Annotated in this window: 17 protein-coding genes and 1 pseudogene; 3 read left to right on the plus strand and 15 right to left on the minus strand. The window is 32.7% G+C overall.

Features of this window, described 5'->3' with window-relative positions; translation table 11 throughout:
• Nucleotides 1-119: 119 nt before the first annotated feature.
• The 7 genes from LO744_RS18530 to LO744_RS18560 form a co-directional block, all read right to left on the minus strand.
• The gene (locus tag LO744_RS18530; protein WP_230672071.1) at nucleotides 120-1,442 is read right to left on the minus strand and encodes a DUF58 domain-containing protein; all 1,323 of its coding nucleotides are present in this window, start codon (nucleotides 1,440-1,442) and stop codon (nucleotides 120-122) included.
• Between the two features lie 162 nt (nucleotides 1,443-1,604).
• Entirely contained in the window at nucleotides 1,605-2,645 is a 1,041-nt protein-coding gene (locus tag LO744_RS18535; RefSeq protein WP_230672073.1) for an AAA family ATPase, read from the minus strand.
• A gap of 219 nt (nucleotides 2,646-2,864) precedes the next feature.
• Nucleotides 2,865-3,332 (minus strand): IS200/IS605 family transposase, encoded by a 468-nt coding sequence (gene tnpA / locus LO744_RS18540; RefSeq protein ID WP_230672075.1) that lies wholly within the window; start codon nucleotides 3,330-3,332, stop codon nucleotides 2,865-2,867.
• A gap of 323 nt (nucleotides 3,333-3,655) precedes the next feature.
• Nucleotides 3,656-4,813, minus strand: a complete 1,158-nt coding sequence (locus LO744_RS18545; protein WP_230672077.1) for a DUF4350 domain-containing protein — start codon at nucleotides 4,811-4,813, stop codon at nucleotides 3,656-3,658.
• A 15-nt stretch (nucleotides 4,814-4,828) separates the two neighbouring features.
• Nucleotides 4,829-5,626: a DUF4129 domain-containing protein gene (locus tag LO744_RS18550; RefSeq protein ID WP_230672079.1), complete on the minus strand. Its 798-nt coding sequence runs from the start codon at nucleotides 5,624-5,626 to the stop codon at nucleotides 4,829-4,831.
• Nucleotides 5,619-6,581 carry a DUF4013 domain-containing protein gene (locus LO744_RS18555; RefSeq protein ID WP_230672081.1) on the minus strand — a complete coding sequence of 321 codons (963 nt, stop codon included), beginning with the start codon at nucleotides 6,579-6,581 and terminating at the stop codon, nucleotides 5,619-5,621. Before LO744_RS18555 ends, LO744_RS18550 begins: the two co-directional genes overlap by 8 nt.
• The gene (locus LO744_RS18560; RefSeq protein WP_230672083.1) at nucleotides 6,565-7,548 is read right to left on the minus strand and encodes a stage II sporulation protein M; all 984 of its coding nucleotides are present in this window, start codon (nucleotides 7,546-7,548) and stop codon (nucleotides 6,565-6,567) included. The genes LO744_RS18555 and LO744_RS18560 overlap by 17 nt, the downstream gene beginning before the upstream one ends.
• A 27-nt stretch (nucleotides 7,549-7,575) precedes the next feature.
• Between LO744_RS18560 and LO744_RS18565 the strand changes: the two genes are divergently transcribed.
• Nucleotides 7,576-8,325: an RDD family protein gene (locus LO744_RS18565; protein ID WP_230672085.1), complete on the plus strand. Its 750-nt coding sequence runs from the start codon at nucleotides 7,576-7,578 to the stop codon at nucleotides 8,323-8,325.
• A 47-nt stretch (nucleotides 8,326-8,372) separates the two neighbouring features.
• Here LO744_RS18565 and LO744_RS18570 read toward each other — a convergent pair whose 3' ends face one another.
• Complete coding sequence (locus tag LO744_RS18570; protein ID WP_230672087.1) at nucleotides 8,373-8,843, minus strand: hypothetical protein; 471 nt, start codon at nucleotides 8,841-8,843, stop codon at nucleotides 8,373-8,375.
• Between the two features lie 401 nt (nucleotides 8,844-9,244).
• Between LO744_RS18570 and LO744_RS18575 the strand changes: the two genes are divergently transcribed.
• Complete coding sequence (locus tag LO744_RS18575) at nucleotides 9,245-9,535, plus strand: GNAT family N-acetyltransferase (protein WP_230672089.1); 291 nt, start codon at nucleotides 9,245-9,247, stop codon at nucleotides 9,533-9,535.
• On the opposite strand, the gene LO744_RS18580 is transcribed toward LO744_RS18575, so the two are convergent.
• The 5 genes from LO744_RS18580 to smpB form a co-directional block, all read right to left on the minus strand.
• The gene (locus LO744_RS18580) at nucleotides 9,524-10,495 is read right to left on the minus strand and encodes a glycosyltransferase family protein (protein WP_230672091.1); all 972 of its coding nucleotides are present in this window, start codon (nucleotides 10,493-10,495) and stop codon (nucleotides 9,524-9,526) included. The genes LO744_RS18575 and LO744_RS18580 overlap by 12 nt on opposite strands.
• 3 nt (nucleotides 10,496-10,498) lie before the next feature.
• Complete coding sequence (locus tag LO744_RS18585; protein WP_230672093.1) at nucleotides 10,499-11,323, minus strand: UDP-2,3-diacylglucosamine diphosphatase; 825 nt, start codon at nucleotides 11,321-11,323, stop codon at nucleotides 10,499-10,501.
• Nucleotides 11,324-11,467: 144 nt separating this feature from the next.
• Nucleotides 11,468-12,208: a YebC/PmpR family DNA-binding transcriptional regulator gene (locus tag LO744_RS18590; protein WP_230672096.1), complete on the minus strand. Its 741-nt coding sequence runs from the start codon at nucleotides 12,206-12,208 to the stop codon at nucleotides 11,468-11,470.
• A gap of 93 nt (nucleotides 12,209-12,301) precedes the next feature.
• Nucleotides 12,302-13,780 carry an OmpA family protein gene (locus LO744_RS18595; RefSeq protein ID WP_230672097.1) on the minus strand — a complete coding sequence of 493 codons (1,479 nt, stop codon included), beginning with the start codon at nucleotides 13,778-13,780 and terminating at the stop codon, nucleotides 12,302-12,304.
• 77 nt (nucleotides 13,781-13,857) lie between these two features.
• Entirely contained in the window at nucleotides 13,858-14,316 is a 459-nt protein-coding gene (gene smpB, locus LO744_RS18600) for an SsrA-binding protein SmpB (RefSeq protein ID WP_230672099.1), read from the minus strand.
• Between the two features lie 118 nt (nucleotides 14,317-14,434).
• Here smpB and LO744_RS18605 point away from each other — a divergent pair, with 118 nt between their 5' ends.
• Nucleotides 14,435-16,057, plus strand: coding sequence for an ABC-F family ATP-binding cassette domain-containing protein (locus tag LO744_RS18605; protein WP_230672101.1), 1,623 nt, complete (start codon nucleotides 14,435-14,437; stop codon nucleotides 16,055-16,057).
• Between the two features lie 122 nt (nucleotides 16,058-16,179).
• Here LO744_RS18605 and LO744_RS18610 read toward each other — a convergent pair.
• Together LO744_RS18610 and LO744_RS18615 are read right to left on the minus strand one after the other, a co-directional pair.
• Nucleotides 16,180-16,714: pseudogene (locus tag LO744_RS18610) on the minus strand (M48 family metalloprotease); the annotation flags it as partial.
• A gap of 84 nt (nucleotides 16,715-16,798) precedes the next feature.
• The gene (locus LO744_RS18615; RefSeq protein WP_230672103.1) at nucleotides 16,799-17,614 is read right to left on the minus strand and encodes a ferritin-like domain-containing protein; all 816 of its coding nucleotides are present in this window, start codon (nucleotides 17,612-17,614) and stop codon (nucleotides 16,799-16,801) included.
• Between the last annotated feature and the right edge of the window lie 2 nt (nucleotides 17,615-17,616).

Here is a 17,616-nt window from a genome sequence, read left to right on the forward strand (position 1 = left end):
CTATAGATTGCGTACAATGTATAAAATACATAAAAAAAGAGCATAAAAAACAAGAGTATAAAACTCTTTTCATAATTAACTTTATTCATTCTTCAATTTTTGTGTTTAAACTATATTGGCTACAAAATCCCTCGTGCTTTTATCTCAAGATATTTATTAATTACATCAACATTTAGATTTTCGGGAAGAGTGTAAACTGAATAAATACCGTATTTTCTTAATTCTTGAATAATGAGCTTTTTTTCAAACTCAAATTTTTCGGCGATAATTTCATCATAAATCCCCTGCGTAGTTTCCGGATTGGAATGGATGAGTTTTTGAATTTCAGTATTTTTAAAGAAAACTACCACCAGCAAATGGTTTTTGGCAATTCCTCGAAGATATTTCATCTGTCTGTTTAGTCCATCCAAAGTTTCAAAATTGGTAAAAAGCAAAACCAAGCTTCTCTGATTAATCGAATATTTTACATCTTGATACAACCTGTTGAAATCACTTTCAAAGAAATCAGTTTTAATATTGTACAAAGATTCTGAAATTTTTCTTAGTTGCCCAGATTTATTTTCGGCAGGAATTTTATTTTCGGCTTTCTTTGAAAAAGTCATCATTCCGGCACGGTCTCCTTTTTTCAGAATAATATGAGAAAGCGCCATCGTGGCATTGATAGAATAATCGAGAAGACTTAAACCGTTGAAAGGCATTTTCATCGTTCTTCCCTTATCAATTAGCATAAAAATACGCTGTGATTTTTCGTCCTGAAACTGATTCACCATCAAACGATTGGTCTTTGAGGTTGCTTTCCAATTGATTGTTCTTACATCATCACCGGGAACATATTCTTTAATCTGCTCAAATTCCATCGTGTGCCCAAGTTTCCTGATTTTTTTGATTCCGCCTAATAAAAATTCGTTCTGAAGCGCCATCAACTCATATTTTCTTAAATGAATAAATGACGGATATGAAGCTAAAGAAATATCTTTTTGAAATATAAATCTTTTAGACACGAAACCAATTGGCGATGAAGCATAAATATTTAAGGCTCCAAAATTATACTCTCCTCGTTCTTTTGGTTCTAAAAAATATTGAAATAATGTATTTTTTCCGGACTCAATTTGCTTTCTGATTAAAAAATCTCTCTTTTGAAACTGAAACGGAATTTCATCAATAACCTTTACATTGATTTTAAAACTGTAATTATTTTTAATATCAACTTTCACCGCATTTTCATCACCATTTGATAATTTTTCAGGTAAAATTCGCTGTGCTAAAACAGTATCTTTCTGTCTGAAAACAAGTAAATAATCAATAAAAGTTGTAAGGAAAATCAATAATAAAAATATATGACCCAAAATCATAAAAAATGGAAAGAAAAATCCCAAAATATAAAGCATTCCTACACCGATGAGTGCGAAAAAAAAACGGGTATTGATGTATAGGTTTTTCAAGGTTTTAGGTTTTTTATTTCTCTAATTTGTTAAGCCTTTAGTATTTAAAATTAATCTAAGTTTTTGTAATTCCGGTAGGAATCTCAATAAATTTTGTAGAGATGCTTTCAGCATGACAAACATTATGTTTATTGATATTCTGAAATTATCATTCCTTGGAACCTACCTGGGAATCTCTATTCCTTCCAAAATCTGACGAATAATTTCATCAGCAGTTAAACCTTCCATTTCTCTTTCAGGCGAAACGATTACTCGGTGTCTTAAAACTGCATAACTTGCTTCTTTAATGTCTTCCGGTGTTACAAAATCTCTGCCTCGCAATGCTGCAAAAGCTTTTGAGGCTGTTAATAATGCCAGACTTGCTCTTGGCGAAGCTCCTAAATATAAAAACTGATTTTCTCTCGTATTAATGATAATTTTAGCAATGTATTCAATCAGTTGAGATTCAACAATGATTTCTTTCACTAACTTCTGGTAATTATTGAGCTGTTGCGCTGTAATTACTTTATTAACGGCTTCAGTTTTATCTTCGAGTCTGTTATCGTGTTGATTTTTGATAATCGCAATTTCCTGTTCAAGATTGGGATATCCTACATTAATTTTGAATAAAAAACGGTCAAGCTGAGCTTCCGGAAGTCTGTAAGTTCCTTCATGTTCGATAGGGTTTTGAGTCGCAATGACAAGAAAAGGCTCATCCATTTCATAGCGTTTTCCGTCTATGGTAATTTGCTTCTCTTCCATTACTTCAAACAAAGCCGCCTGAGTTTTTGCAGGAGAACGGTTAATTTCATCAATCAGAATAAAGCTTGAGAAAATAGGTCCTTTTTTAAACTCAAATTCAGAATTTTTCATGCTGAAAATCGAGGTTCCCAAAATATCTGAAGGCATCAAATCTGGTGTAAACTGTATTCTGCTGAAATCTACATCAATTGTTTTTGCCAATAATTTTGCGGTAATTGTTTTTGCAACACCGGGAACTCCCTCAATCAAAACATGTCCGTTAGAAAGCAAAGCCGCCAAAAGGTGCTCAACCATATTTTCTTGACCTACTATTACTTTGGCGATTTCTGTTTTTACTTTATTTAAACTCTCACGAAGCTCTATCATATCGATTCTCGATTGAAATTCTTCCTGAGTTTTTTGTTCTTTATTTAAATTAATAGAATTTTGATTTTCTAAATTTTGTTCTTCGTTATTTTCCATTTCTTTTGTTTCTATTTTGAAAATAGTTTCGCTCCTACGGAGCTTATACTTTGTGTGGTTGATGTTTTTCTACAAAGGTCAGACTCCTACGGAGTCTTTTTATTCACCTAATTTTCTATTTTACCGTTTCAGTCTATATAGGTAACGAACTCCGTAGGAGTTCAACCTTTGTAGCAAATATTACAATAAGATTATGGAAGCTCCGGAGGAGCGACACCTTTAATCATCATAAAATTCAAAAACGTATTCATCTTTATAATCAATTTCAAATTTTGTTAAAAACTCGATATATTCTTCTTTAAAAGACTGTTTCTCGTGATGCTTTTTCTGATTCAAAATATATTTCACAACAGAATCAACCTGACTTTTGGAATAGGAAAATGCACCATACCCTTCCTGCCAATGAAATTTTCCTATAAACCAATTTTCTTCATTAATAAGTTTTGAAGAATTAGATTTAATATCTCTCACAAGATTAGGTATCAAAACATTCAGATTATTATATCCAACTAAAATATGAATATGATCAGGATTTGCATAAATAGCTAATAGCTTTTGATGATTATTCTGAATAATTCCTGTAATATATTTTTCTAAATGTTCCCGAAACTCTTCACGAATCTGCCTTTCTCTACCCTTTACGGCAAAAATTAGCTGAATAAAAATTTGAGAATAGGTATTCGCCATTATTGAAAATTTTAATATTATAGATTGTTTTTAAGGTTTCACTCCTACGGAGCTCTTTTCATATCTCTCAATTTTTTCTACAAAGGTTAGACTCCTACGGAGCCTTTTCCTATTCTAAATATTTTTATACATTTAATTTTATCTAAAAGCGACCAACTCCAGAGGAGTTTAACCTTTGTAGAAAATGTTACCCAACATGAGCGAAGCTCCGTAGGAGCGACACCTTTACCCATCATAAAATTCAAAAAAGCAGCCATTTTTATAAATTTAATATCCCATTTTTTTCCAGATTTCTATTCTACGGAAAATTCTCTATCAACAAATCATTTCAAAATATCATCTAAAAGACTGTTTATTCTTGCTAAATCTTCTTTGACAACACTTGCGTAAGGGTCTTGTGCTTTTTTAATCAAAACGATTGCTTCATTAATCATTTCTTCAGATTTTCCCGTTTTTAGCTTAAGTTTTTTCGCAAACTCTTCATCCAGATGTTGTGTATCAATTAAAAAATCTAGTCTTACTTTATTTAAAAAATATTGCGCTTTTTTAGCCATCATATCGTGAAAATCTCCTTCTTGCAAATAAAGATTCCCTATACTTTTCACAAAATCAGCGGAAGTATTTTTCAATGGCTCAATGATGGGAACGATTCGCTGTTTTCTTTTTACATTAAAGAAAATAAATAAAATCAATCCTCCTAAAAACACCCACCAAGCGTATTTCAAAGACTGATTAGAAAGTATAAAACGCAATAACGAACTAGATTCTTTGGTATTACTTTCTACAAACCACAAAGTTTCTCTGTCACTTAAATATGAAAAAACACTTTGGGCATATCGTACATTTCCTGATTGTAAAAGATAATAATTCGTTAAAAAAAGTGGCTCACAATGCACATAAACGTTTCCCTTTCCGAATGGTGCTTTGATGAAATTTGCCTGGTCTTTATTATTTTCTTCAACTGTTTTTCCTAAAACCTGAACATTGAGTCTGATATAAGAAAAACCTCTTCCCGATGGAAATTTATCTAATCTAATAAAATCATTCTGATATTTTTTGTCGGTCAGTTTCAAAACATTTTGGTCTTCATAAGAAATTTTTGAACCATAAAATCCAATTGTATCTGAAATATTTTTTGGAATTCGGTTGGCAATAATCATTGCATCAGAACCTTTAGAAACCTCATCCAAAATCTTAGCCCATGATTCCTGGTCCATTTCGCTTTCTATGATAAGAATATTGTGTGGCTTTTTGTCTTTTTCTGCATAATAATTGTAGGGAGCAACTTCAATTTTCGTCAGATTATTTTTAAATAAATCTTTTATTTCTTTATTAAAAACAAAGAGCCCGAAAGGTGATTTCTGATTGACATCAAAATTTTTTCGCCAGTCTACAACTTCCTTTTTATTAACTTCAAACAATGCTATAATCACCATGATAATGATGAAAATAAGAGCATATATTTTGAACGTTTTATTCATTTTAAGAAGTTTTAATTAAGGTTTAAATCCTTGAAACTGGTTTTTAAATTTACTGTAACTTTGCTCATCAATACTGAATTCACCATACCAAACGTAATCGAAAATATACGAAAGGTCATAAAATTGGTTTTTCAAATGTGCAGCTTTAAGCTCCGCAACGTAATCTTTATTTGTTTTTTCGGGATTCCAAATGATGAGTTTTTTATCACTTAATTTTTTAAGAATAAATAAGAACTGATATCGAACTGCAGAACGGTAATCTCCGCTATTTTCAAATTTTGCAATACTTTGGGGAAAATTGATTTCGTGAATATTTTCATGAAGTTCTTCTTCAAGAATCTCTACTTTTTTATTCTTTTTGCCAAAAAACAAACTTCCATTGGTACTAATTATATATTTAACGATGAAATAAAGTAAAAAACCAACCAATATAATAGCAAAAAGACGGATAACAACCCATGTAATTTGCGAAGAAGTCTCTAAACTGGTATCTCCGAAAATACTTTGCAATAGTCTAGCTAATTTTCTTTTAAGCTTGTCAAAAAATGATTCTTTAGGTTTTGAGGTGGTATAATCAAACTCCTTTCCCTTGTATCTTGAAGGTAGATTTTCTTTAAATTTCTTTGGAAAAACAGTATTTTCAGTTTGAGGATTAGCATTTAAAACAGAATCTGCAACGTACATATTTTTGTAATGAGAAGTCTCTACAGAATCTTCTACATACATTTCAGAAATATCATCATCTTCGTATTCCTGAGACTTAAAGGTCGCAAGATTTAGAAAAATCAATAAAAAAAATAGAAATTTATTCATTGATACCGATTGTTTCAATTTCTTCCAACTCTACTTTTTGATGAAAATCTCTTCTGCTGTCGTAATACATTAATCCTGAATTTACATAAAGCATATTCGACAAAAAGAAAGATACCAACATCGAAATTCCATACATTACAAACATCATGACTCCAAAACTTCCAGCGAATGGATTTTGCTCAAAATTGGCATCTGGCGCAGTCGTAGTAATTTTCAGCATAAAGAAAATCATTGGTATTGCCGTAAAAATAGTGGTAATCACATACAGAATAATTGAAATAACAACCGTAGAGCCCCAATATTTCCAGAATGGAGATTTTTCTCTTCCATTTGTATATGAAAATTGTGACCGAATAGAATAGCTTAAGCTTTCAAAAAAACCTCTTTTACTATTAAAATAATCATACATCAAAAATGTTATCACATTAAATAAAACCGGGTAAATAAGTAAGATGAGAAAAAATCCGATAACAATTAATATCATCGCATAAGAGATTCCCATTATAATAAATGAGAGCGGTGTCACAACGAAAATCATTCCCAGACAAAGCTTTCCTATTTTACCGGCATTTTTCTTAAAATCACCGAGAATATCATCCGTTTTTATTTTCAATTCTCCTTCTGCTAATCTTTTAAGATAAAAAACCGGGAAAAGATAATTGACAATCATCATGATTAAAAAAAGTAAGAAAGTAATCACTCCCATCACCGCAAACATTCCGATATTTTCTTCAAAATAAGATTCAAAATAATAGCTTTCTCCGCTCATATTTGACCCAAAAATCGGCATCAACAGTTCCCTGTAACCAAAAACAAATAGGGTAACCATCAAAATAAGCAAAAGCCCATTTAGCAAAATGTAGTTTTTGAAATAGTTTTTCCCATATAATTTGAAAAACGTAAAACTGTCACTGATAAATGTTCCGAAATCTCTTTTTTTATAAAATTGCATCATTGATAGTGTTTTTTACTCTTCGGTTAACAATATGTGGATAGATAAAATAATAAAAGCCGATAATTCCCAAACAACCAAAAATGATGAAAAGATTAAGCGACAAAGGCATATTTAAAGCATACCTCGTAACATAACCTTCAATAATTCCGGCACAAATGGTAAAAGGAACTGTACTTAAAAATATTTTGAATGAATTTTTAAATCCGTTTTTAAAAGAATTAAATCTTGAAAGTGTTTTAGGAAAAAGAATCGATGTTCCGAGAATCAAACCACACATTCCTTCTACCACCATACTGAAAATCTCAAACACACCATGCAGCCAGATTCCTCTTGCACTGTCTCCTAAAGCGCCATGCTGATAGAAAAAATATTGAAAAGTTCCTACCATGATAGAATTGTGCATAAGAAGATATAACGTTCCGAGTCCACCAAAAATGCCGTAGATATATAATTTCGCTCCAACAATAATATTGTTAAAAGTAATTCCTATGGTACTTCCCCAAGTTGAACCATCCTGATAAACACCTACTGCATTTCCGTTTTTGATATTTTCGATGGTCATATTCACGTATCCTTCACTTAAGATAAGATTTGCAAAATCATTGTCATATCTCGCCGAAAGAACACCAATGAGCATAAAAAATATAAAGAACAAAAATGAGTAGATTAAATATCTTCTGTTTTCGTAAACAATTAAAGGAACTTCTGTTTTAAAGAAATAAATCAGTCTGTTTTCTTCAACTCTTTTTGTTTTATAAATTTTCTGAAAAATCTGAGACGAAAGATGATTAAGATAAACCGTTGTATTACTTTTGGGGTAATAAGTCTGAGCAAAAGAAAGGTCGTTGACAAGGTTGATGTACAACGAAGACAGGTCATCAGGATTTTTTTTAATTTTCCCTTGAACAACCTGCTCAATTCCCAACCATTTTTCTTTATTTTGTTTAATGAAATAAACTTCTCTCATAATTGTAAGGCTAAAATAATAAAAATTATGTCTCAAATTGCGATAAATACCTCCCAAAATGTAAATATTAATTTTATCACCGCAAGTATCGGAGAACGAATGATAGCCTACATTATAGATACTCTCATCAAAGTGGCTTATCTTATAATAACGTTCTATTTATTTTTTAACGTTTTCAATTTAGGATATATTTTAGATGGTTTAGATTCCTGGTCTCAAAATGCTATTTATATTGTTCTCACTTTACCTGTTGCACTTTACCCACTAGTTTTGGAAAGCTTAATGGAAGGACAAACGCCCGGAAAAAAAGTAATGAAAATACGGGTGGTAAAAATTGATGGTTACCAAGCGAGTTTCGGAGATTATCTGATTCGTTGGGTTTTCAGATTAATTGATACAACTTTTGCGGGAGTTGTCGGTTTAATTTCTATGATTGTCTCTAAAAACAACCAGCGTTTAGGAGACATTGCTTCCGGAACAGCCGTAATCTCCCTTAAAAACAATATCAATATTTCTCATACGATTCTTGAAAATATCAACCACGATTACATCCCCACTTTTTCGCAGGTGATTGGATTAAGCGATAATGACATGAGAATTATTAAAGATAATTATTTAAAAGCTCTCAGGATTGACGACAGGCAGGTAATTACAAAGCTTTCAGACAAAATAAAAAACATTCTCAAACTAGAAGTCGACCCCACAAAAATGACCGAAAGACAGTTTATTGGAATTATCATTAAAGATTATAATTATTATACTGGAAAAGACAGTTAGTTAATTGTTAATTGTCAATTATTAATTGTCAATTAACAATTACTCTATTATTGCAAAAGAGACCAAATTCCGACACCAATACCTGCATAAACAGCAATTGTAATAATATCAGCAATAGGCTTTGAAAAGCGTTTTTCAGCAATTTTTTCGCTGTCGATTTGATTCTTATGAAATTTCAGAATTTTTTTATGGCTATTTGCCGAGTGTGCCACTAAGCTATCACCTTCCCAACGGTCAACTATTATCTTATAAGCCTTACCATCAACATCAATTCTAAAATTTTTATTCGGTACAAGTTTCTCCTGAACATTTATTGGAGCTGGCGCTTGAGGTGAACTCAGCTTTTGGGATTCAGCTTTTGTACTTTTCATTTCTAGTGGAGTAACATCAACGCTTGCTAGATTCTTTTTAGATTCTTTCTTGGTGTCGATTGTGTTATCCACAGGTTTTTTAACTTGGTAAGTATAGCAACTCACAAGAGAGAATAGTATAATGATAAGGTAAAATTTCTTTTGCATGAGTCAAATTTAAGAATTAAACGGAATATTCAGGATTTTCTTTTACAAGTTCTGTCTTTAAAAATTGATTCATAATAAATTTTGTGTGTTTTATTTTAATACAAGACAAAAAATCTAAAATTTCTTTTAACCGCAAAAGTATCAAAAGAAATGATTGAAAAAAGTAAAATTCAAAAGTTTACAAAATGCAAAACCTTCATTATTTTTTGTTTTGTAAGCTTTTGAATAACTTATCCAGCATAAAGTCTTTTGTTTCTTTTGCGGTTTAAAAAAATGTCATGTACTAAAGCAAAAAGATGAAGTGAAACAGATTGACAATTCACTTAAATCTATTTCTTAATAGACATCAAAATATTCACGGTGCAGTTTTTGTAGTTTTAAATTCAATTAAAATATAAACTATGAAATTCGTAAACAACAAATCTGGAAATGGCGGTGTAATAACACTCAACAACGAAATAAAAGAAGTAGGTAGAGTAACTTATACCATTTTCCCTGACGAAAATAGACTAATCATTTCTTTCGTACTGGTACATCCCGAATTTGAAGGTCGCGGAATGGGAAAATTCTTAGTAGAAGAAGCCATTAAATTTTCAAGAGAAAACAACTGGAAAGTTTATCCACATTGTTCTTACGCAAGAGCTGTAATGAGAAGGATGAATGATGTAGAAGACATTTTTTTACAGGATTAATACGTCATTGAGCAAAATATCTTCGATATCATCGGGATAATTAACCTGAAAATGAAGGTCTGATGCAACCCAGTTTGTAATTTCTTCTCTATCTAAAATTTTAGAATTTGGAATTCCCATTTTGTCTAAAGCACAGGCGTTACACTCTTGTTCGTACTGATTATGAATGGGAATTACAAACAGTTTTTTGTCCATAAAAAGTGCTTCTGCCGGAGTTTCAAATCCTGCATTGCATAAAATTCCATCACAGTTCTCGAAATATTTTAAATACTGAATTTCATCAATCGGAAAAATCTCAACATTTTTCACTTTTCTCTGAAGTTTACTGTGTTTAGAAAAAACTTTCCATTCTACAGGAACTTCACTTAAAATCTTAATGATATTTTCATCTGAAAAACTAGGAAGATAAACCACATAAAATCCTTTTTTATCAGGATTAAGATTTCTTATTTTTTTTCTGATAACGGGTTTTTTAATTTGCGGATGATAATTTTCAAAATGAAAACCTATTTTTCTTTCACTCGGAACATAATATTTTAAAATTAATTCTCCGAAAAAATCTTTTTTTGCAGGTTTTGGAGTTTCTTTAAAACTCATTGAAGCCTGATGACTCAGCTCAATCATATTGAGATTTTTTGTTTTGCAAGCCCATCCTGTCAATGGTTCATAATCATTGATGATTAAGTCGTATTTCGTTAAATCAATTTGTTTAATCGTTTTAAAAGCTTCAAGGAAGTTATTTTCTAAAAGGATTTTTTTATAGGAAATTCCGCCTGTTTTATTGTAAAGCAGAGAAATCCCTTTATGTTGAAAGTTAATCGGAAAATCGGCCTTTAATTGAGATTGATGCCCACTGATAAAAGTATCAACAGAAGCATATTTTTTAAGAATAGGAATAATTTCCTGCGCTCGTGCAACATGACCGTTGCCTGTTCCCTGAAACGCGTATAGAACTTTCATTTTTTAAGTAAATTGAGTTACAATTTTCAAAAGATCCGAATTGTTGATATCTTGAATTTCTTCTGTTTCATCATCTTTCAACAAATGCTTGTGTTCTTCATAATAAAAGATTTTCCATTCGTTATCATGATATTCCAAAGCTGAAAGATTTTCAATCCAATCTCCGGAATTTAAATAAGTACAGGAACCTTTTTTATTGACTACTTCGCGCATTTGAGGTTGATGAATATGACCACAAACTACATAATCATAACCGTTATCAATAGCAAGCTCAGAAGCTGTTAACTCAAAATCGCCAATATACTTTACTGCCTTTTTCACGTTATTTTTGATTTTCTTTGAAAACGAATATTTTTCTCTACCCATTTTTTCCAAAAACCAATTGACCATGTTATTGATGACAATGAGAAGGTCGTACCCTTTCCCTCCTAGTTTAGCAATCCACTTTGAATGTTGAACTGAGGCATCAAAGACATCTCCGTGAAAAATCCATGTTTTTTTATTATTGATATCAAGACAGAGTTTATTGCAGACCTTTAGCTTCCCCAATTCAAAATCGGTAAACTTTCTGAACATTTCATCGTGATTACCGGTAATATAATAGACATTTGTGTTTTTTGTAGCTAATGAAATAATCTTCTTGATTACTTTTAAATGAGGCTTAGGGAAGTAAGACTTTTTAAACTGCCAAATATCAATGATATCACCATTTAAAACTAACGTTTTCGGTTGAATAGAATTTAGATATCGTAGAAGTTCTTTGGCCTTACATCCGTAAGTTCCCAAATGTACATCCGAAATAACGACAAGTTCAACGTTTCTTTTCAATTGCAGATATTTATCTTACTAATGATCAAATGTGATCGCCATATCAATTAGTATTTATATTGACCAAGGATGGCGATTTCACAATTGATTCTTATGCAAAGAAACTAATTGAAAATGAACTGTATATGAATGCAATATTATTTTTTATAAAGACTCTAGAAGTTCATCTGTAATTTCCATGTTATGATAAACGTTTTGTACGTCATCATCCTCTTCGAAACGGTCTAGCATTTTCATATTTGCTTTAAACTGATCTAAAGTAACCTCTTTCGTATTATTTGGAATTCTTTGTAATTCTGAGCTCTTAGCTTCAATTTTAAGCTCATCTAATTTGTGAGATAACGATCCAAAATCTTCAAAAGCTGTAGTAATCATTACTTCTTCGTCATCTTTTTCTACATCTTCTGCACCACCGTCAATCATTTCCATTTCAAATTCATCCCAATCCATTTTAACTTGAGCTAAATCGATTGTGAAAATTCCTTTTCTGTCGAAGATAAATGCCAATTCACCATTCTTGCCAAGATTACCGTCAAACTTATTGAAAATAGCTCTTACATTAGCAACGGTTCTTGTTGTATTGTTAGTCGTACATTCCACAAAGAATGCTACACCACCTTGCCCATAGCCTTCATAAGTGATTTCTTCGTAGTTTTCAGCGTCTGCACCACTTGCTTTTTTAATGGCTCTTTCAACATTATCTTTAGGCATATTAGCCCCTTTTGCATTTAGAATACATCTTCTCAATGCCGGATTGGCTTCTGGATCCGTACCTCCTGCTTTTACTGCTAAGGCGATATCTTTTCCTATTTTAGAAAAAGTCTTGGCCATTTTATCCCAACGTGCCATTTTTGAGGCTTTTCTATATTCAAATGCTCTTCCCATTTTATAATTTAAATTTTGACAAAATTACTCAAAATCAACAACAAAAAAAATACCCCCAGAAACCTGGAGGTATTTATTATGTAGAAAAATTAATTATTTTTTCTTTTTAGCTGGAGCTTTTTTCTTAGCTGGCTTAGAAACTGTGATATCATTTTTCTTCATGGTATCCCATTCAGAACCTGATACAGCTCTTACAATAACTTTTCTGTCTGCTTGTCTTTCAGCATCAGAAGCAGTTTCTGGAACTTTAGCATCTTGCTCACCAATACCGATAGATTTCAATACTGATGGGTTTACACCTCTAGCTTCTAAAGCAGCAACTACTGAAGCAGCTCTTTGCTTAGAAAGGTTTAAGTTATAAAGATCGCTACCTTTTTTGTCAGTCATACCAACAATCACAAAGTTTTGAGCTGGAGCATCTTTAATGATTTTCGCAGCAGTATCTAATTTACCATTAGACTCTTTTCTGATTGTAGCTTTGTTGAAGTCAAATAATAGATCTTTGAATTCTCTTGTGATAGTTTCTTCAATTGGAACTATAATTACTGGAGGAGGACATCCGTTGAATTCTGGAACTCCAGGAACTGTAGGACATGCATCATCTTTATCTAAGATACCATCACCATCTGTATCTGGCCAAGGGCAACCGTTGTTTTCTGCAGGACCTGCAACTGTAGGACAAGCATCATCTTTGTCAATAATACCATCACCATCAGTATCTGGCCAAGGACAACCACCGTTTTCAACTGGACCAGCAACATCTGGACATTGATCGTCTTTATCTGGAACTCCATCACCGTCAGTATCAGGACATCCTTGGAATTCTGGTAAACCTGGTGTATCTGGACATAAATCGTCTTTATCTAAGATACCGTCCTTGTCTCTATCTCTGTTTCCGAATCTAAAGTTCAAAGAAGCAGAAGCTTGCCAAAAGTTAGCATAACTCGCTTTATCAGTAGGGCTAGAAACATAATCTCCTTGAACACCTAAACCGAAGTTCTTAGTTAACCAGAAGTTAACACCAGCACCAGTAGCTACCATAAAGTGATTAGCTTTACCATTTTGAGCTGTCCCGTCGATACCAGTCATTTCCGCAGGGTTTCCATTGATGAAAGTTTGTCTTGGGAAAGCAAGAGCAGTGTAATCATGTCTCAAATAGTTTGCACCTACTCTCAAGTAAGGATCAAACCAAGACTCTTCGTCCCAAATTAAACCAGCAGCTTTAGCTTGGAAACCAAGACCAGTCATTAGCATGAATTCTTTACCCATGCCAAGTCCTTTGTTCTCAACATTTCCAACAGAAGTTTGCCAGTCAATAACTAAACCTTTACCAATGTTTCTAGCAACTGTTAATTTAGAAAGTGGTGGTGTAACAGAAAAATTGTTCATATTGAACATATTCTTCGTCAAATTAGTAGCAGAAAACGTATTACTAAAAGTACCACGCTGTGCTGTATGGTTTTCCGCATGAGCACCAACCCCGATCATCCACGGATTGTTGGTAGTCTGAGCGAAAACAGTAGAGGCAACTGTAAGCGCCAATGCTGAAATTCCTAATTTTAGATTTTTCATAGAATTAAATGATTAAATAATTGATATTGCAAAATAAATATAATTTTTCTTTATAAACAAAGTTTTCAGGATGATTTTTAACTTTTCTTTAATATTCTGTCGAGGTTTCTTTTGTTTTCTCTATCTTTTATTGCTTCTCTTTTATCAAAGAGTTTTTTACCTCTCCCGAGTGCAATAATAATTTTAGCCTTACCTGCATCATTAATATAAAGCTTCAAAGGAATCATCGTATTCCCTGCATCCTTAAGTTTTTTTTCAAATTTTAACAATTCGCGTTTGTGCAAGAGCAACTTCCGTTCCCTTTTTGTTTTATGATTATAAAAAGTACCCAATTTATATTCATCAATCATCATATTAATGATATACAATTCACCATCGATGAATTGACAAAAAGACTCCGTAATAGAAGCTTTAGAAGAACGTAACGATTTAATTTCGGTACCTGTCAACACCATTCCCGCTTCTATTTCTTCGAGAATTTCATATTCAAATCTAGCTCTTTTATTAAGTATCCTAACTGTTTTTTCAATCTTCATTATGTTAAATTTTGTTACTAAATATACAAAATTTGCTTTCATATAAAAACTTGAGTATTACATTATTATAATTTACCCAAATTCTTTTCGTAATTTTGCGCCAAATTTACAAAACTATATGTTAACAGTATCTAATTTATCGTTACAATTCGGGAAGAGAATACTTTTTGATGACGTAAACATTATGTTTACCAAAGGAAACTGCTACGGAATCATCGGAGCAAATGGTGCAGGAAAGTCTACATTCCTTAAAATATTAACCGGAAAGCAAGATCCAACAACGGGACATGTATCTCTAGAACCAGGGAAAAGAATGTCAGTTTTGGAGCAGGATCACTTTGCATACGATCAATTTACTGTTCTTGAAGCTGTATTAAGAGGAAATACAAAATTATTTGAAATAAAAGAAGAGATGGACGCTTTGTATGCCAAAGAAGATTTCTCTGATGAAGATGGTATAAAAGCTGGTGAACTAGGTGTCGTTTATGATGAAATGGGTGGATGGAACTCTGAATCTGATGCCCAAACAATGCTTTCGAATGTTGGCATCAAAGACGATATGCATTGGCAGACAATGGGAGAACTTGAGAATAAAGATAAAGTAAAAGTTCTTTTGGCTCAGGCTCTTTTTGGAAACCCTGATGTATTGATTCTGGATGAACCTACCAATGATCTTGATATTGAAACAATCGCTTGGTTAGAAAACTTCCTTGCAGATTACGAAAATACAGTAATCGTTGTATCTCACGACCGTCACTTCTTAGATACCGTGTGTACGCACATTGGAGATTTAGATTATGCTAAATTAAACCTTTATACAGGTAACTACTCTTTCTGGTACCAAGCTTCTCAGTTAGCAACAAGACAAAGAGCTCAGGCTAACAAGAAAGCGGAAGAAAAGAAGAAAGAACTTCAGGATTTTATCGCAAGATTTAGTTCAAACGTTGCAAAAGCTAAACAAGCAACTGCAAGAAAGAAAATGATCGACAAACTAAACATCGATGATATCAAACCTTCTTCAAGAAGATATCCTGCTATTATTTTCGAAATGGAAAGAGAAGCCGGAGATCAGATTTTGGATGTAAAAGGTCTTGAAAAAACTAAAGACGGAGAATTATTGTTCTCCAACATTGATTTAAACCTTAAAAAAGGAGATAAAGTTGCTGTTTTATCTAAAAATTCATTAGCAATTACTGAATTTTTCGAAATTTTAGCTGGAAATAATACTGCAGACAAAGGAAATGTTGCGTGGGGAGTTACTACAAACCAGTCGCACATGCCTTTAGATAATACTAAATTCTTCCAAGAAGATATCAGCTTGGTAGATTGGTTGAGACAGTTTACTAAAAATGACGAAGAGCGTCACGAAGAATTCATGAGAGGATTCTTAGGAAGGATGCTTTTCTCAGGTGATGAGGCTTTAAAATCTTGTAAAGTACTTTCAGGAGGTGAAAAAATGAGATGTATGTTTAGTAGAATGATGCTTCAGAAAGCAAACGTTCTTTTATTAGACGAACCTACCAACCACTTAGACCTTGAAAGTATCACGACTTTGAATAACTCATTGTCTAACTTCAAAGGAAACCTTTTATTGGCATCTCATGACCACGAAATGCTTTCAACAGTTTGTAACAGAATCATCGAATTGACTCCAAACGGAATTATCGACAGAGAAATGACTTACGACGAATATCTTGGTGATAAAAAGATTAAAGAATTAAGAGAAAAAATGTATTCTTAATTTTAGAATAACATTTATATCATAAAAAAATCCTCAAATAATTGAGGATTTTTTTATGATTATTCAATTTAAAACTACTTTGTTAATTTTGTTTTAGGTAAAGTTACTACTCCTGGATCTTTTCATAAACCATCTTTTTCAGTCCGTTTTTTCACAGCTTCTGCCCTTTTATTACTGTCAGGATGCGAATTAAACATTTTCTGAAACCCTGACTGAGCCATTCCTTCTTCTGATAATAAAGCAAGCTTTTTAAATGCTGTGTACGCTCCTACAACATTATAATTATTGACTTTCATAAAATCATATGAATAAGTATCTGCCTGAGATTCTTGTTTTTTACTGTGTAAAGCATCCAAAAATTCATTTGCCATCTTCCCAACCTGACTTTCGTTTAATGTAGCAACCGTACCAGAAGCAGCTGAACCAGCTTCCAAAGCTGCAGCTTTCAGATAAGCTGATTTAATTACATCTTTTGTATCTTCATTTTTAACGTGATCAATTTCATGACCAATTACAGCCAATAATTCATCATCCGTCATAACATCCATTAAAGAAGAAAAAAATACGTACACTACCGTCAGCGCATGCAAACGCATTGATATCAGTCACTTTATAAACTTTATAATTTAAGTTTAAACCATCCTGAGATTTGTGTTGTGAAGATAATACTTTTCATTAAAACAAAATCCTTTCTCGGAAATCTACCGAAAAAGGACTCAAGAATATATGAGAATTTATGTTTTAAACAATAAACAAACCTGCAATTGTCGCTGCATCCGAACCACTGAGAACCTCATCATAAGCAGCAGATCCCGCCGCTGCTCCAAAAGCCGTTGCAGTATTAAACCCAGCCTGAATCGTTAAATCTTCCCCTGCATAGACCGCATTGGTTGCAGCAGGCATATTTCCACCATCTGCTAATTCTATCCAGCCTTTATTAGCACGCATTCTTCGCACTTGTGAAGCATGTCTCGCTTCTACAGAATGAATCTGTAAAGCAGCCTGAAGAACAGCTTTATTAGACATTACATTTCCAGCCTGTCCTTTATAAGCTCTTACCCCAGTATCTTCAAAAGCTTGTGACAAAATCAAAAACTGCTGGTAATTTGTAAATGGGGCAAAATTTCCTCCGGCTGTAAAATCAAAAGTAGGTTTTGCTTTAGGAGTTTCCCCTAAAGAAGTGAGTGTTGCTTTTAAAAATGCAACGTGAGCTGCTTCATGTTTAGAAATCTGCATAAAAACAGTACGGTCTGCGGTAGGAATTAAAGTTCCTGCATTAAGCCCCAATCTGTAATATTCATCTTCTAAATATTCCAGCGTTAATGCTAGCTGAAGAGCATCTGTCAATGCACTTTTCATCGCTGTTCCAGGAACATTATCGGTATAAGTTTCTGCTTTTACAGTGGTAGTCATTAGCCCAGCCAAACCTAAAGGCAGAGCTGCAACTGCTGCTTTCTTTCCAAATGCTGAAATATCTGAAAGCGTACCTGATCTAGACGTTTGTCTTGTAAAAAAAGAATCGTCAGAAAGTTTATCTAGTAATTTAAGAATATTCATAA

The sequence above is a fragment of the Chryseobacterium turcicum genome (assembly GCF_021010565.1).
Taxonomy (GTDB): Bacteria; Bacteroidota; Bacteroidia; order Flavobacteriales; family Weeksellaceae; genus Chryseobacterium; species Chryseobacterium turcicum.

Excerpts from the sequence above, each read along its gene's own strand:
- LO744_RS18560 (WP_230672083.1), bottom strand. The coding sequence starts at position 7,548 with ATGAGAGAAGTTTATTTCATTAAACAAAATAAAGAAAAATGGTTGGGA.
- LO744_RS18595 (WP_230672097.1), bottom strand. The coding sequence starts at position 13,780 with ATGAAAAATCTAAAATTAGGAATTTCAGCATTGGCGCTTACAGTTGCC.
- LO744_RS18535 (WP_230672073.1), bottom strand. The coding sequence starts at position 2,645 with ATGGAAAATAACGAAGAACAAAATTTAGAAAATCAAAATTCTATTAAT.
- smpB (WP_230672099.1), bottom strand. The coding sequence starts at position 14,316 with ATGAAGATTGAAAAAACAGTTAGGATACTTAATAAAAGAGCTAGATTT.
- LO744_RS18590 (WP_230672096.1), bottom strand. The coding sequence starts at position 12,208 with ATGGGAAGAGCATTTGAATATAGAAAAGCCTCAAAAATGGCACGTTGG.
- tnpA (WP_230672075.1), bottom strand. The coding sequence starts at position 3,332 with ATGGCGAATACCTATTCTCAAATTTTTATTCAGCTAATTTTTGCCGTA.
- LO744_RS18580 (WP_230672091.1), bottom strand. The coding sequence starts at position 10,495 with ATGAAAGTTCTATACGCGTTTCAGGGAACAGGCAACGGTCATGTTGCA.
- LO744_RS18570 (WP_230672087.1), bottom strand. The coding sequence starts at position 8,843 with ATGCAAAAGAAATTTTACCTTATCATTATACTATTCTCTCTTGTGAGT.
- LO744_RS18605 (WP_230672101.1), top strand. The coding sequence starts at position 14,435 with ATGTTAACAGTATCTAATTTATCGTTACAATTCGGGAAGAGAATACTT.
- LO744_RS18545 (WP_230672077.1), bottom strand. The coding sequence starts at position 4,813 with ATGAATAAAACGTTCAAAATATATGCTCTTATTTTCATCATTATCATG.
- LO744_RS18575 (WP_230672089.1), top strand. The coding sequence starts at position 9,245 with ATGAAATTCGTAAACAACAAATCTGGAAATGGCGGTGTAATAACACTC.
- LO744_RS18555 (WP_230672081.1), bottom strand. The coding sequence starts at position 6,581 with ATGATGCAATTTTATAAAAAAAGAGATTTCGGAACATTTATCAGTGAC.
- LO744_RS18565 (WP_230672085.1), top strand. The coding sequence starts at position 7,576 with ATGTCTCAAATTGCGATAAATACCTCCCAAAATGTAAATATTAATTTT.
- LO744_RS18615 (WP_230672103.1), bottom strand. The coding sequence starts at position 17,614 with ATGAATATTCTTAAATTACTAGATAAACTTTCTGACGATTCTTTTTTT.
- LO744_RS18550 (WP_230672079.1), bottom strand. The coding sequence starts at position 5,626 with ATGAATAAATTTCTATTTTTTTTATTGATTTTTCTAAATCTTGCGACC.